Here is a 14,036-nt window from a genome sequence, read left to right as displayed (position 1 = left end):
CTTCCATTATGAAGCACGGGGCTTTATGGGGTTCATCCTCATTGGACTTTTCCAACTATTTATGATATCACATTAAGGAGGGGACAAGAACGTACGGATGCATACAGAAAGGGGGAATGCAGCATGTCCCGACGCTTTGTCATCGAAGCGGTCCTGGTAGCCATTTACGGCGAGTTAATGGTACCGTCTCGGCCGGTGGAATATTTAATCCCATACTCAAGTATATTGGAGCTATATGAAATGAAAGACAGCAAGGAGCCGGTGATGCCGGAGGCGGATGACGATGCGCATGTGAAAGAGAAAATCGGAGAGCTGATTGCCTTTTTTGACGATCCGTTTAATAAGAAAAAGCTCGAACGCGCGCTTCAGGCGCCTTGGCGCAGCAGTCCGCCGATTCCGGTGAACGAGCGGGTGACCTTTATCGTCGTTCACTCGATTGAGAATGCGCAGTACGGCGAGGCCCTGGATCCGATCGAAACGGAGATTGTTCTTACTTCTTTGCGTGAAAAGGCACCCGTGCTGACGGATCAAATTGAGCTGATGGAAAAAATCATTCAAGCCGAAATTCCGGTACAGGTTTACGATGTGTACGACTTCGAATTCGCAGTGGAAGACGGGATTACGGCGGACGATTGGATGAAGCCGTAACGGTTATTGCCAGCATCCCCGAAAAGGGGATTTTTTGTGTTTCTATACTTAAGGAAAGGAAAGATCAAGCCGCCATGCAATTGTATATCATTACCGGCACCACTTCCGGACTTGGGGAAGCGCTGGCTAAACGTTTGTTGGCCTCCGGTCGTTCGGTGATATCGGTCTCCCGGACGCTTAATGAGTCATTGACCGAATATGCCAAAGAAAAAGGGGCTATTCTGACAGAGTATCTTTGTGATTTAAGGGAGACGCCAAACCTTGTGCCGTTCATGGAACGGATCATGGGCATGATCGATGTATCGCAGCTTTCCAGCGTCACCTTGGTAAACAATGCAGGGGTACTGAATCCGATCATGCCGCTGGAACAAGCCGGATCAGAGGAGCTGACGGACCATCTGCATATCAATCTGCTGGCTCCGATGCTGCTGACTTCGGCGTTTATCCGGGCGACAGGCTCCTGGCCGGTTACCGTTTCCAAAACCGTGGTAAACATCTCTTCCGGCGCGGGGAAAAAACCGTATTCCGGCTGGAGTGCCTATTGTACGGCCAAAGCGGGGATCGATATGATGACGCGGTGCGCGGGACAAGAGCAAGGGGACGTCCCAGGTGCGGTAAAGCTGGTTTCCATAGCGCCGGGCGTTGTCGATACCAGAATGCAGGAACAAATTCGCAAGACTGCCCCCCAACGTTTTCCGGAAGTGGGCCGTTTCATCGGGTTGAAAGCATCCGGGAAATTATATTTGCCGGATGAAGCTGCCGAGCGGATTATATCCATACTGGATAAAGGAGGCTTTGGCCAGGGGGACGTGATTGATGTCCGCAATTATTCCGGTCCGGCGCGTTAATTCACGCCGGTGCGCTGTGCTGCGACATCATCCACCACCTTCTTCACATTCGGGACCGTTAATCCCATGAAGTGTTGAAATCCGCCTTCCTGTAAGGAAATCAGTTTACCGTCCCGTACCGGGTACAGGCCCTGCCATGGGCCGATAAGCGAATATAGGTTCGTACCGGGCACCTTATGCAGAAAACATAGGTATTCCCCTTCAGCCAACGGTCCGGTGTAAGTAAGATTCAATGGATCCGATGGCTTCGGCAGCGGCTCAACGCCGTCTGTCAGCACGGAGACCGAAGGCTGTGCCGGGCCTTTGAGGGTTTGCAGCACGCGCAGCGGCTGGACATAATTGACCAGCTGGCCCGATCCTATCGGGACACCGGTAGGATAGGAAGCCGTACGGGTGCCGAAGCGGCCGAATACGATCACGTCTGCGGAACGGATCAGCTCCTGGTATGAACCGACCTTTTTGTGGGGCAACCGCAGCTTGCTCAAATCCGGTTGCGCGGCAGACGGAAAGGCAGGCCAAATGAGCAGGATGCATGCGGTAATGAACAGGGATGCTATGCGTTTCAAGCAAAATCTCTCCTTTGAGGACAGGATAGGAACGATTCTAGTTTCAACAGAATGCAGCTATTTATTCCATAAAAGCCGGAAAAAAAGAGAGGTGCTTACGGTTTTGTTTGATCCAACCATATACGATAATTTGAAGGTTGTATTGGAAGGCCATTTATACGATCTGGACGCCGAAGGAAAGATCAGGGTCGTCGGAAGAGAAGATTTGGTCGATTTGGCGAAGATGGGGCGAACATTTCGGATGAAATTTGTACTGCAGTGCGGCAGAGACGGCTTTATGACAACCATTGCACTACATAGCGGATTAACGGATTTTGCCGGGGAGCTGCGCGGACTTCATGCAGCGGGGGAGCGCCCGGGAGCCGGGCTGGAGCTTCAACTGGATATGCCGGCCGAGCTCTCGGAGCACTTGCGGGACATCCATGAATATGTATCGAGCTTGTGGGGGCAGGGATGGCTCATTCGATATGAGCGGCTGGAAGAGCTGTTTCCGCCATCTCTTGAATCCGACAGCAAGGTCCTTCATGGCAGCTATCGGATCAAGCTCACCTCAGCAAGCAAAATTGACGAGAGTCACATGGACGACATGGGGGCTCTTCTTGAACATTGGCTTCAATTCGCGATGGATATGAATGAAATGTATGAACGGGGCGGATGGCCCTGATCATCAACATATCGCTAAACGCGGATACCCAATTACGTACTCGCCCCCGGCGTTATGTTTCCGGTATATTTTAGCCTTTGCGCTTCACGAATTCACGTACCATTTCTTCGGTCACGAAGATCCGGGTAGGGGAGATCCCTTTTTGAGCATGGCTGTTAATAAGGGCCGTTACCGCGTTGATCGGCTCTACGCTGAAAGGCAGACCTGCGGCACACTGCGCAACCGCTTGTTCAATGGCGCGTTCCCGCTCATTCTCCAGCTCGATAAACCGCTCAAGGTGGGCATGCTGCTTCCGGGTATGGTTGGTAATGGCTTCATGGACGTTCATTGATCATTGCAGCTCCTTCTATCATTACGTTATAATCGTTTTCATCTTACTATAGGATAAAGCGTCATGGCAATCCTCGTCCAGGCGCCGCATCAGACGGAAAGGGAACGAACCGATATGAACGCAAACAAGTCCGGTGAACGTTTGGATATTTTTGATGAAACGATGAATCTTATTGGAACGGCAACACGTGCGGAAGCACACGCCAAAGGCTTATGGCATCAAACCTTCCAGTGCTGGATATGGGACGATGCGGAAGGGGAGGGGGCGTTGTTGTTTCAAGAACGGCATCCGGATAAAGAGACGTTTCCGGGCTTGCTCGATATTTCATGCGCGGGACATTTGCTCGCCGGAGAAAGGGTGGAGGATGGTGTCCGTGAGCTCGAAGAGGAGCTCGGTTTAAGCGTACCGTTTGAAAAGCTGTTTTCGTGCGGTATTTTCCCGGAGGAAGACCGCATTTCCGAAAAGCTCATAGACCGTGAGTTTTGTCATGTATTTCTTTACCCGTGCAGCCGGCCTTTGACGGACTACCGCCTGCAGGAGGAGGAAGTCACGGGCTTGTATCGTATTCGTCTTGCCGACGTACGCCAGCTGGCATCGGAACCGGACTTTGAGGCAACCGTTCAAGGCGTGTCGCCTGACCCGCGGAAGAGGGGCCGGATGCAATCCGTGGAACGAACGGTTAGCCGGAAAGATTTCGTACCGCACCCGGAAGCTTATTACAAATTGCTGCTGCAGGCCATTGAGAAGCACCGGCAGGAAATTTCCCCGGAGGCCGGGAAATAAACAAGGATTCATTTCCCGGGCAAGCGCACGAGTCGATAAATAATTTCAAATTATCTGATATTTTCGACAAAACCGCGTTAGTTAACCTCGAATCCTATCTAATCCTTGACTAAACGGGCGGCAGAGGGCAGGCGGGAGCCTGCCTAAGCTGGCATGCTCATGCGGATGACCACCCCAACCTGCCCCTGGTTAATCACTGATTGCGTTCAATGGTCAGGAAGGTTTTGTGGGTTCCCCTCGGAGGAACGAGAACCAGCTCCTGCTTCCGATTCAGCTCATCCGTCTTGGCCATCCAGGGCTCAACGCAGACGAAATCTTTGCCGGCCACGGACCACAAGACCACATACTTAAAGTCGTCTCCATAGGTCATGCGGATGCGGCGATCCTCCGTCGGGCTGAACGTAATTTCCCGCTTTTGGGGATTCAAGAATACGACAGATTCCGGCAGCCGGTCCAAATCGATCGCTTTTCCCTCATAGGGCTTCTCCGTTCCGTCATTATAATCATAGTAACGGCTCGCGTCGGTTTCGTAAGCAATGGCTTTGCGGGTGGCCGCAAAGTACGGATGAAAGCCGGGATACATCGGCATAGCTTCGTCCGATTCGTTACGATATTCTTGCTCAATCGTTAATTTTCCGTTTTTTAACCGGTACGTGAACCTCAGCTCAAAATCAAAAGGATACGAATCCCGCGTGCTTTCGCTGCTTTTTAACGTCAAAGTGATAGCGGCGCCGTCTTGCGTGCTCGTCTGCTCGATCTGCCAGGGATGGGTGCGCGCCACCCCGTGATTTTTCATCGTATACCGCTTTCCATTCCATTCATAAGCACCGTCCGTAAGCTGTCCGGAAATGGGAAACAGCACCGGAATCCCGCCGCGAATATTGGCGTTCGGGTCGTCGAAGGTCGCTTTGTCCAAATACAGAAGCTCTTCGCCGTTGGTTCCGTAGCTGATTACGATCCCGCCCCGCTCAGGGGCGATCTTGAACCACGAACGGGTGTTCGTTTCGATTAATTCATAGATGGGGTAAGTATCCGTATAGGTACGGATTTCGTATACAGACATCGCTGTTCCTCCTCTCAAATGACGCAGTGTATTTTACCCTTTATTTAATTTGCCCAAATTCATCCATTTATTCTGTCATGATCGGGGCTCAACTCGGATTGAAGCGTTGAACTCGCCAACCTGTTGCGGCCGCGCCGCATAATTTTCTTATACATGAAGATACTGGAACTAAAACCCATAAGAGGTGTTCTTCATGTGCCATCGTTTCCTATTAACTACAGACCTTTCGGAGCTGTCGCATCGTTTTCAAATCGGTCAAGTGATGTTTCCCTATCAACCGCGCTTCCGCAACGTACCGACTCAACCTGTTTCCGTCATTATCGCCGAGCGGGAGGGGCGGAAGCTGGAGGAGCACCGCTGGGGACTCGTCCCGTTCTGGGCCAAGGATGCCGTTAACGCCGACAGTGCCGTGATTCACGAGAAGCCGGCCTACCGCAAAATGTTTTCCAACCAGCGCTGCGTCATTCCAGGCAACGGTTTTTATGTATGGAAGCGGAAAGGGAAAGCCAGGCAGCCGGTCCGGATTGAAATGAACGACAAACGTGCGTTCGGCATGGCCGGATTGTATGAAGTTTGGAAAGACGCCCGGGGAGGCGAGTATCGTACGTGCACGGTCATCACTTCGGTATCGAACCGGCTCGTTTATGAATACGACGAACGGATGCCCGCCATTTTAAATGAGCGTGATATCGATGCATGGCTTGATCCCGCTATGAACGGAGAGCCGGACTATCTGCAAAGTCTGCTCAAGCCTTATGCACCCGATGACATGCAGGCTTACCTTGAACCGACTCGAAGCCTTCCGGGCGATGAAGGGGCGGAGGAGTTGCTTGAAGAGCCTCCGGCCAAATACGCCATGATGATCAAGAAATAACATGCGGACTTGTAAAAACCAGCCTTATCGGCCGGAATATGCTAACCGGTTCAGTAAGGCTGGTTTCCTGACGGACATTCCTAATCCTGCAAAATGGTTTCTATCCGATCAAGCACATCCTGCGTAAGCACGACATCGGAAGCGCCGCAATTCTCCACGACTTGCTCCGGACGGCTCGCTCCGACCAGAGCGCTCGCCACGTTGTCCTGCCTGAGGATCCAGGCCAAAGCCAGCTGTGAAACCTTGATGCCAAGCTCGGCGGCAACAGATTCCAGCTGCTCCACTTTCAGCAGCTGATTTTCTTGAATGCGGCCTTCCTCCCAGCCTTTGCTTGCTGCACGGCTGTCTGCGGGGATCGCCTGGCCCCGACGGTATTTACCTGTGAGCAGTCCTTGTGCAAGAGGGGAGAAGACTACTTGACTGATCCCTTTTTCCAGGCCTGTAGGGATGATTTCTTTTTCGATATAACGGTTAAACATGTTGTATACCGGCTGATTGACGATGATTCGGTCAAGTAAATATTTATCTGCTATACCGAGCGCTTCGACCATTTGCGCCGCAGTCCATTCACTGACGCCCACATAGAGCACTTTTCCTTGGGTCACCAGATCGTCCAGCGCTCGCAGCGTTTCTTCCAGCGGCGTTTCCGGGTCGTACCGGTGGCAGTAGTAAAGGTCAACATAATCGACACCGAGGCGCTTCAAGCTGGCATGGCACTGTTCTATCACATGTTTGCGTGACAAGCCGCGGTCATTCGGTCCTTCACCCATGGGCCAGAACACTTTGGTGGCCAGCACATACGATTCCCGGGGGTACGCTTTGAGGACTCGTCCCACTACTTTCTCTGCTTCGCCGCGTTCATATACATTGGCCGTATCGAAGAAGTTTATGCCCAAATCGTAGGCTTGCTCGATGGAACGGACCGCTTTTTCATTTTCCACGTATCCACCGTACGTCATCCAGCTGCCCAAACTGATTTCGCTCACTTTCAATCCGCTTCTACCCAATTTCCGATACTTCATTCTTCGTACCTCCTGACCGCATATTTTTATAACAATGCCATTATATACGAACGAAATGAAGATGATAAGTAGTGAAATAGGTGTGTATAAGTTACTTTCGGGTAAGTAGGACGGTAAATCCGGTGATTCACATATGATAACTTCCGACCGGCTTGTTCAATACCCATTCGAGCAGCATGATTTGATCCTCAAGATGATTCAGTTCGGATTGGAGCGCCGGCTTGGCGTCATCCGCTGCAGCCTGGAGACGGCTTTGAAGGGACTTCCTTTGCATAACAAACTCATTCAGCTTTCTCCTGATTTGATCTTCTGTTCTCATCGCATGTCCCACCTTGGTTCATCATGTTTTACAAGCTCCATGGTAGCAGATGGAGTGAACGGATGGAAGAAGGAATAAATTAGTTTACATATTATTTATTATGTAAACTATATAAGGGCCGAATGCGGCGGTTTCCACGGTGTGTTATAATTGCAGAGATAAGCTGCGATAAGGAGCGATTCACCCCATGCATATCGTTACCTCGGAAGAAATGAGACGGATTGACCGTTATGCCATCGATCACATCGGAATGCCTGCCATGGTTCTTATGGAAAACGCGGGCCGGGCGGTGTCGGAAGAGGTCATTTCCTTTTTGGAAGGACGTCCCGGACGCATCGCCATCCTTACAGGTAAGGGCAACAACGGCGGGGACGGGATCGTCGCAGGCCGCCATTTGAGCGAAGCAGGTTATCAGGTGCACCTCATCTATGCCGAATCTCCGGACCGGTTTCAAGGAGAAGCGGCGCTTCAAAGTCAAATTGCACACAAATGGGGGCTGCCCCATTATATATATAGCGAGCAAGAACGAATAAACTGGGAATTATATGACGCGGTGGTCGACGCCCTTCTCGGAACAGGAAGCAGGGGAGCACCCCGCGGCGTTTATGCCAAGCTGATAGAGGAAGTCAACCGATCCGGACGCCCGGTGATCTCGATCGATATTCCAAGCGGTCTTGACGCAGATACGGGGCAAATCCACACGCCATGCATACGTGCCGATCGTACGGTCGCTCTGGCGTTTACCAAACGCGGGTTAGAGCAGTATCCCGGCGTCCGCCAGGCGGGCACCGTGATTGTACGATCCATCGGAATTCCGCAGGGAATAGCGGATCGGATGAACGTTAATACCTATCTTATACAGGAGCCGCTTCTATCGGCAAAGCTCGCTTTAAACGAGTATCGGCACCGGCAGTCCGATACACATAAAGGAACTTTCGGTCATGTGCTGGTAGCCGCAGGCAGCCGGGCAATGGCCGGTGCAGGACTGCTGTCCGCCAAAGCGGCGCTGCGCAGCGGCGCAGGACTTGTTTCGTGGGCGCTTCCGATGAGTATGGTGGAGCCGCTGCTCGGCCATCTCCCTGAAGTTATGCTTCAGGGGGTTGCGGATGAACAGCATGGGGATTGGAGGGCCGCCGATCCCAAGGAGCTTATTGCGATGGCACAAAAAAAGAACGCGATGCTGTTCGGTCCGGGCACAGGACGGTTTGCGCAGGATGACCGGTTTGTGCGCAGGATTTGGGAGGAAACGGCATGCCCGCTCGTGATTGATGCGGATGGATTGAATATGATCGCGGCGGCGGCTGATTTTGATTCGTGGAGCCGGAGGAAATCCCCGGTTGTGCTTACGCCGCATCCCGGAGAAATGGCAAGGCTATGCGGACGATCCGTCCCGGAAGTCCAGCAGGACCGTATTTCTTGCGCGAGAAACTATGCGGTTCAGTACCATGTTACTCTCGTGCTTAAAGGAGCCCGGACCGTCGTAGCGACGCCGGACGGCACAGTCTACGTAAACCCTACCGGCAATGCGGGTATGGCCACAGGCGGCTCAGGCGACGTGCTTGCAGGACTGATCAGCGGCTTGCTGGCGCAAGGATATACAGCTGCCCAGGCCTCGGCTCTGGGTGTTTACTTGCATGGAGCTGCGGGAGATCGTGCGGTGCAAAGACGCTGTCATTCGGCGTCGTTAATTGCCGGCGACATTGTCGAAAATTTATAGCTTCAATCATTAATCAATCTAAAAATAAACTATATAAATCATTTATGACATTAATTAATAAGTGATAATCATGAGCATACCTCTGAAAATCGGCATTTTATCCGAATGATTATAAGAACAATTTTTGATTGATCGAAACCCGTTCGATGAAGAACCATTCGTGTTTTTAACTGAAATATTATTTTTTTGCAGGAGGTTTTCATGGAGAAACGCATCAACCGACGTTACGAGCTTCTGAAGCCGATCGTTCCGATGCGGAGCGGTATCTTATACAGCGGAAATGACTTGTCCTTAAATAGAGAAATCATCATTTTTGTCGTGGAAAGCCGGGGGGAAAAGCATAAACAGGCATATCTTCAGCTGCTCCAACAAGTGGCCATGTTCAACGACAGCCGGTTTCTTCATATTCTCGACGTAGGCATTGAGAACCAGCGTATTTTTGCAGCGCTAAAAACGTTTGCCGGCAAACCGCTGATCCAAGGTTTGAAGCATCATTCCTTTTCCACCCGCGAGATCATCGCTATGGTATTTGAGCTTGGTAAAGGATTACAGGATGCGATGGAGCACGGGATTTCCGGTTTCTCCGTCCTTTCGAGCAATATATGGATCGGCGACGACGGACAACTGCAAATGATCAACTATTGGGAAAAAGGGGAGCCTGCGGAGCGGGGGGTTCAGGGCTTGGCCGGGCTGCTCTATCAGCTGATGACCCGTTCCGAAACGCTGCCGGATTCGCTGCAAGCTGCCGAGCATTCGCTGCGCTCCGCGCTCAAAGACATGCCGGAGAGCTACCGTGAAATGTTCATGATGACCTGGAGAAGAGCATGGAACGGTCAAAATACGCTGTCTTCCTTTATTCTTAGCTTGCAGAATGCAGCGCAGGAGCCTTGGACTAAAGAAACGCAGCCGATGGAAGAGTCGTTCCCGAATGAATATGAAGAACCCGACGACATGGAGGAAGACGAAGAACAAGAGCCGCGCCAAAGAGGTTTTTTGTGGCGCGCAAGCGCCAAGCTGATGATTGGAGCCGCAGTGGCAGGATTCTCCATACTGTTCCTCATTTTTCTATTCGGCCTGGGCGGACCGGATAAACAGGAGGATCCTACGATTGCGGGTCAATCGAATCAAAGGGATGCTGCATTAAATACGTCTCCGGCTCCTACCGAATCTGAACCTGAGCCAGAGCATGAGCGGGAAAAGTCAACGCAGACAGAGGATGAGCAGGAAACGTCGGCGGAACCTCCCGAGACAGCGCAAGAGCCGCCTTCCTCCGACGGTCCTGTATTTGTGCCTAACCTTATCGGTCTTACTAAACAACAAGCGGAGAAGCAGGCTCTGGCTTCAGGTCTTCGATACCAATTCTTCATAGAGCCGAATGAGAGTCCTGCCGAAACGGTGTTTAAGCAGGACTTGGAGCCCGGTCGCAAAGTGAATAAAGGGGAGCGCATCACCTTTTGGATCAGCAGAGGCAATTAACGGTTTAATCCACTCATACAGCGCCGGAGATTAAGCGCCGTCGGGCCTTTTATCGATGGCTTCGGCCATTGTTTTGTCGGTCAAATGCGCATAAATTTGAGTCGTTTCGGGGGATGCATGGCCGAGCTGCTCCTGTGTCTTGTATAAATCATTGCGCAAATAGTAATCCGTCGCAAAGGAATGGCGCAGCTTGTGCACGGACAAATACGGTTTCCCGAAACGTTTGGCATATTTAATCACCATTTCCTGAATGGCGCGCTTCGTCATTCGTTCGCCTTCTTTTTTGCCGTTCGCCACGGCAAGGAAGAGGGCTTTTTCGCGTTTCGGCGCTTTGTACTGCGTCTGGCGCAGTTCCATGTACTTTGTGAGATCGTCGATCGCTTCCTGACGGAAATAAACCGGCGTTTTGAACGTATCGTCATTTTTCCCTTTGCGGTAAACATAGGTCAGCTTTTTTTTCAGGTCGATGTCGTCCACATTCAGATTGACCACTTCGGATACCCGCAGTCCGGAATTCAGAATTAAACTGATGATGCACGCATCGCGGATTTTGTTCAATTCGTAAAAATAGAGAGCCTGCTTGTTTTTGGCGACATCCTGTCCGTATCCTTGCTGGACATACCTGATAAATTCCGCGATTTCCGCCTCCTGAAGCAGCTTGCCTTCGAGTTTAGCCGCGGAATCCTTCGGCTTGTGCGTCCGCTTGATTTCCACCTTCGCCATGACATTCCGTTTCAATAAAGGATAGAAATTCTCATCCTCCGCAATTTGACTCAAATAATGAAAAAGCGAACGGAGAGAAGAAAGCTTGCGGGAAATGGTTGTTTTTCCGTTGGCATTCTCTTTACGGGAGGACAGAAACATTTTGAAATTATCGATACTGTCCATATGGAGCCTTTCCAAATCTTCAATCGGAATCTCCCGAATAGATGAAGCAGAAGTAAGTCCCTCCGCCATCAGCCAGGAAAAAAACGTCTCATAGTCCCGTACATATTCCAGCAGCGAGGATGGTGAAAGGTCAGGCAATTTATAGTTAATAAATTTTTCCACATACCACGGCATCAAGGGTACCTTTTTGTCCAGCTCGTTGCGGTCTTTGATTTTAATGATATTCATGAAGCGTCTCACCTCTGGCAGCGGGTTATTATGGTTTACATAATGATTATTATGTAAACCAAATTCATGTTCTTACTTGTCCTATTATCATAACATCAAGGGGAGAGGGGTTCAAAGCAATCCGACTTAGTGCCGATGAACCGTTCCTTCGCTGCTAAGTGCTAAGATATTAAATATTTATATATGCTGCCTTAATATTTTGGATTCATGGATTCCCGATGATTCGATATAGTTTTCATGTAAGCGCTTATCTCGAATGAAAAAAGGAGGTCTCCTGCGTGGGCATCATGCGGATGATTCAAATCGGAGCCGGAGGATTCGGACGATCGTGGCTCCAAATTGTGAAGGACTGCCGGGCGGCGGAGTTAGCTGCGGTGGTTGACATCATGCCGGACAATCTGGCCCAAGCGGCTCAAATCACCGGTTTGCCGCAAGAGCGATTGTTCCATCAGCCGGAAGACGGCTTCCGGGAGATCAAAGCGGATATCGCATTAATCGTTACCCCGCCGCAGACACACAAAGCTCTAGCCGCTCAAGCGTTGGAGGCGGGGCTTCATGTATTGATGGAAAAACCGATGACCCATACGTACGAGGAAGCGATAGAACTGCTTGAAATCAGCCGAAGGTACAACAAACAGATTGCGGTAAGCCAAAATTACCGGTGGAGAGCCCCTGTTCAAACCGTAAAACAGCTTCTGAACGAGGGAGTGATCGGATCTGTCGGTTATGTGGAATATGAATTCCGAAAGGCCATGAAATTCGGCGGGTGGCGGGATAACTATTCCGAAATTTTATTGGAGGATATGGCCATTCATCATTTTGATATCATCCGGTTTTTGCTCGAGGCGGAAGCGGAAGAGATCCTGGCGCATAGCTTCCGGCCTTCATGGAGCTGGTTCAGCGGCAATCCGTCCGCCAGTGTGGTCATGCAGCTGGAAAGGGGAATTCAGGTGCACTATTTTGGAAGCTGGGTTTCCCGGGGAAAGGAAACGAGCTGGAACGGGGACATTCGCATTGTCGGAGATCACGGGGCGATCGAGATGATCAATGATGAAATCACGCTTTGGACAGGGGAGGCTCCCGAGAACGCCGTATGCCGTGTCATTGATCAAATCCCTGCAAAGCTGGGAGACAGAGCGTCGTCTCTCGATGATTTTGTAACGGCGGTTCGGCAATCCCGTATTCCGGCAACGCCTATTCAGGATAATATTCGCAGCTTCGAGATGACCTGTGCGGCGATTCAGTCGGCGAAAAGCGGAATGCCGGTTCGTCTGGCCGATTTTAGTCTTTTGCGGGACTTAAAACGATAACAGGTATGGGAGGGATCGTTATCCATGTGGAAAAAAATCAGGCTGGCGGCCATCGTATCGGTTTTGGGACTCACCACCGCATGCAATCCCGGCTCAACCGGGGATGGATCGACTGCCCCTTCAGGGACAACAGCGCCTAACGGACAAACTAACAAACCCGGCGAGACGGTGAAGATTACTTGGTGGGATTATATGAGTTCCGATGAGATGGTCGAAGCATTAACCAAGGTCATCGACGATTACCAGAAAGCGAATCCTCATGTGAAAATCGAACGCACTTACGTTCCGTTCGGCGATTTGAAAAATAAGCTGCTGTTAGGCTCCGCCGCAGGACAGCTTCCTGACATCGTATGGATTGACAACCCGGATCATCAGGCGTTCGCCGCAGCGGGAGTCCTGGCCGATATCACGGCGGAAGTCAAGGAGTGGGGGCAAGCCGACCAGTACTTTGACGGCCCGTGGTCCTCGACGGTCTACAAGGATAAAAATTACGGCGTTCCGAACAGCAGCAATAACCTTGCGCTCTATTACAACGTCGACATGCTGGAACAGGCGGGCGTGAAGCCTCCGGCCGATTGGAATGAACTGCTGGATGCCGCCAAGAAGCTGACGAAGCAAGGCGTTTACGGCATGAGCGTTTCCGCTGTGCGGACCGAACAGGGAACGTTTCAGTTCCTGCCTTTTGTGTGGCAATCCGGTTCGGATGTGACCCATTTCAACAGTCCGGGAACGGTGGAGGCGATTAAGCTTTGGAAAGAGCTGCTTGACAGCGGCGCCATGTCGAAGGAAATTCTTGGACAAGATCAGCAGGCCTCAATGCTGCAGTTTGCTGCAGGAAATACGGCCATGATGGTCAATGGGACATGGCAAATTCCGGTTTTGAAAAAGGAGGCCAAATTTCAATGGGATATCGTCCCGCTTCCTGTGAACAAACAAGGTGGCACGATTCTCGGCGGGGAAAACTGGGCGATTACCTCGACGTCGAAGCATAAGGATATCGCTTGGGATATTGTGAAGTTCGCCAACCAGGGAGAATATTTGAAAAATTTCCTGAAGGCGGCGGGCAGACTGCCAAGCCGCAGGGATTTCATACAGGATCCTTATTGGCAAGGCGACAGGTATTTCAAAATATTCGCCGACGGCATGAATGTCGCTAAGGCACGGGCGTACGGACCGAACTATCCGAAAATCTCAGATGCGATACAGGAGATGATTCAGCAGGTGTTAACGGGAGTGAAGTCGCCGGAAGACGCGGTGAAGGAAACGGATGCCAAAATCAAACCGCTTCTTCAATAACAG

15 protein-coding genes are annotated in these 14,036 nt (G+C 51.2%); 9 read left to right on the top strand and 6 right to left on the bottom strand.

Annotated features, from left to right (window positions below):
- The first annotated feature begins 123 nt into the window (after positions 1-123).
- Together BLT35_RS17965 and BLT35_RS17960 are read left to right on the top strand one after the other, a co-directional pair.
- On the top strand, positions 124-648 hold the full coding sequence (locus BLT35_RS17965; protein ID WP_062408366.1) for a hypothetical protein: 525 nt from the start codon (positions 124-126) through the stop codon (positions 646-648).
- A gap of 74 nt (positions 649-722) precedes the next feature.
- A complete protein-coding gene (locus BLT35_RS17960; RefSeq protein ID WP_062410913.1) occupies positions 723-1,496 on the top strand; it encodes a (S)-benzoin forming benzil reductase in 774 nt (257 codons plus the stop codon).
- On the opposite strand, the gene BLT35_RS17955 is transcribed toward BLT35_RS17960, so the two are convergent.
- Entirely contained in the window at positions 1,493-2,062 is a 570-nt protein-coding gene (locus tag BLT35_RS17955) for a hypothetical protein (RefSeq protein ID WP_062408365.1), read from the bottom strand. The genes BLT35_RS17960 and BLT35_RS17955 overlap by 4 nt on opposite strands.
- A gap of 91 nt (positions 2,063-2,153) precedes the next feature.
- On the opposite strand from BLT35_RS17955, the gene BLT35_RS17950 reads away from it, so the two are divergent.
- Positions 2,154-2,726 (top strand): hypothetical protein, encoded by a 573-nt coding sequence (locus BLT35_RS17950; protein ID WP_217634722.1) that lies wholly within the window; start codon positions 2,154-2,156, stop codon positions 2,724-2,726.
- A 70-nt stretch (positions 2,727-2,796) separates the two neighbouring features.
- On the opposite strand, the gene BLT35_RS17945 is transcribed toward BLT35_RS17950, so the two are convergent.
- The gene (locus tag BLT35_RS17945) at positions 2,797-3,054 is read right to left on the bottom strand and encodes a DUF2533 family protein (protein ID WP_054819838.1); all 258 of its coding nucleotides are present in this window, start codon (positions 3,052-3,054) and stop codon (positions 2,797-2,799) included.
- A 66-nt stretch (positions 3,055-3,120) separates the two neighbouring features.
- Between BLT35_RS17945 and BLT35_RS17940 the strand changes: the two genes are divergently transcribed.
- Positions 3,121-3,840, top strand: a complete 720-nt coding sequence (locus tag BLT35_RS17940) for an NUDIX hydrolase (protein ID WP_254777602.1) — start codon at positions 3,121-3,123, stop codon at positions 3,838-3,840.
- 193 nt (positions 3,841-4,033) lie between these two features.
- Here the strand turns inward: BLT35_RS17940 and BLT35_RS17935 are convergent, their stop codons facing one another.
- Entirely contained in the window at positions 4,034-4,903 is an 870-nt protein-coding gene (locus BLT35_RS17935; RefSeq protein WP_062408363.1) for an aldose epimerase family protein, read from the bottom strand.
- Positions 4,904-5,096: 193 nt separating this feature from the next.
- On the opposite strand from BLT35_RS17935, the gene BLT35_RS17930 reads away from it, so the two are divergent.
- Complete coding sequence (locus tag BLT35_RS17930) at positions 5,097-5,777, top strand: SOS response-associated peptidase (protein WP_062408362.1); 681 nt, start codon at positions 5,097-5,099, stop codon at positions 5,775-5,777.
- Between the two features lie 80 nt (positions 5,778-5,857).
- Here BLT35_RS17930 and BLT35_RS17925 read toward each other — a convergent pair whose 3' ends face one another.
- Together BLT35_RS17925 and BLT35_RS17920 are read right to left on the bottom strand one after the other, a co-directional pair.
- Entirely contained in the window at positions 5,858-6,799 is a 942-nt protein-coding gene (locus tag BLT35_RS17925) for an aldo/keto reductase family protein (protein ID WP_074729257.1), read from the bottom strand.
- 127 nt (positions 6,800-6,926) lie between these two features.
- The gene (locus tag BLT35_RS17920) at positions 6,927-7,118 is read right to left on the bottom strand and encodes a hypothetical protein (protein WP_054819842.1); all 192 of its coding nucleotides are present in this window, start codon (positions 7,116-7,118) and stop codon (positions 6,927-6,929) included.
- Positions 7,119-7,305: 187 nt separating this feature from the next.
- Between BLT35_RS17920 and BLT35_RS17915 the strand changes: the two genes are divergently transcribed.
- Entirely contained in the window at positions 7,306-8,835 is a 1,530-nt protein-coding gene (locus BLT35_RS17915; protein WP_062408360.1) for a bifunctional ADP-dependent NAD(P)H-hydrate dehydratase/NAD(P)H-hydrate epimerase, read from the top strand.
- 201 nt (positions 8,836-9,036) lie between these two features.
- Complete coding sequence (locus BLT35_RS17910) at positions 9,037-10,311, top strand: PASTA domain-containing protein (protein WP_074729255.1); 1,275 nt, start codon at positions 9,037-9,039, stop codon at positions 10,309-10,311.
- Positions 10,312-10,341: 30 nt separating this feature from the next.
- Here BLT35_RS17910 and xerS read toward each other — a convergent pair whose 3' ends face one another.
- On the bottom strand, positions 10,342-11,427 hold the full coding sequence (gene xerS / locus BLT35_RS17905) for a tyrosine recombinase XerS (RefSeq protein ID WP_054819846.1): 1,086 nt from the start codon (positions 11,425-11,427) through the stop codon (positions 10,342-10,344).
- A 287-nt stretch (positions 11,428-11,714) separates the two neighbouring features.
- Between xerS and BLT35_RS17900 the strand changes: the two genes are divergently transcribed.
- Entirely contained in the window at positions 11,715-12,737 is a 1,023-nt protein-coding gene (locus BLT35_RS17900) for a Gfo/Idh/MocA family protein (RefSeq protein WP_254777604.1), read from the top strand.
- Positions 12,738-12,761: 24 nt separating this feature from the next.
- A complete protein-coding gene (locus tag BLT35_RS17895) occupies positions 12,762-14,033 on the top strand; it encodes an ABC transporter substrate-binding protein (protein ID WP_074729250.1) in 1,272 nt (423 codons plus the stop codon).
- Positions 14,034-14,036: the final 3 nt, after the last annotated feature.

This window comes from Paenibacillus naphthalenovorans, from assembly GCF_900099895.1.
In the GTDB taxonomy this organism is placed as follows: domain Bacteria; phylum Bacillota; class Bacilli; order Paenibacillales; family NBRC-103111; genus Paenibacillus_G; species Paenibacillus_G naphthalenovorans.
This window is presented reverse-complemented; position numbering and strand designations above follow the sequence as displayed.

Excerpts from the sequence above, each read along its gene's own strand:
- BLT35_RS17965 (WP_062408366.1), top strand. The coding sequence starts at position 124 with ATGTCCCGACGCTTTGTCATCGAAGCGGTCCTGGTAGCCATTTACGGC.
- BLT35_RS17960 (WP_062410913.1), top strand. The coding sequence starts at position 723 with ATGCAATTGTATATCATTACCGGCACCACTTCCGGACTTGGGGAAGCG.
- BLT35_RS17945 (WP_054819838.1), bottom strand. The coding sequence starts at position 3,054 with ATGAACGTCCATGAAGCCATTACCAACCATACCCGGAAGCAGCATGCC.
- BLT35_RS17940 (WP_254777602.1), top strand. The coding sequence starts at position 3,121 with ATGGCAATCCTCGTCCAGGCGCCGCATCAGACGGAAAGGGAACGAACC.
- BLT35_RS17935 (WP_062408363.1), bottom strand. The coding sequence starts at position 4,903 with ATGTCTGTATACGAAATCCGTACCTATACGGATACTTACCCCATCTAT.
- BLT35_RS17930 (WP_062408362.1), top strand. The coding sequence starts at position 5,097 with ATGTGCCATCGTTTCCTATTAACTACAGACCTTTCGGAGCTGTCGCAT.
- BLT35_RS17925 (WP_074729257.1), bottom strand. The coding sequence starts at position 6,799 with ATGAAGTATCGGAAATTGGGTAGAAGCGGATTGAAAGTGAGCGAAATC.
- BLT35_RS17920 (WP_054819842.1), bottom strand. The coding sequence starts at position 7,118 with ATGAGAACAGAAGATCAAATCAGGAGAAAGCTGAATGAGTTTGTTATG.
- BLT35_RS17915 (WP_062408360.1), top strand. The coding sequence starts at position 7,306 with ATGCATATCGTTACCTCGGAAGAAATGAGACGGATTGACCGTTATGCC.
- BLT35_RS17910 (WP_074729255.1), top strand. The coding sequence starts at position 9,037 with ATGGAGAAACGCATCAACCGACGTTACGAGCTTCTGAAGCCGATCGTT.
- xerS (WP_054819846.1), bottom strand. The coding sequence starts at position 11,427 with ATGAATATCATTAAAATCAAAGACCGCAACGAGCTGGACAAAAAGGTA.
- BLT35_RS17900 (WP_254777604.1), top strand. The coding sequence starts at position 11,715 with ATGCGGATGATTCAAATCGGAGCCGGAGGATTCGGACGATCGTGGCTC.
- BLT35_RS17895 (WP_074729250.1), top strand. The coding sequence starts at position 12,762 with ATGTGGAAAAAAATCAGGCTGGCGGCCATCGTATCGGTTTTGGGACTC.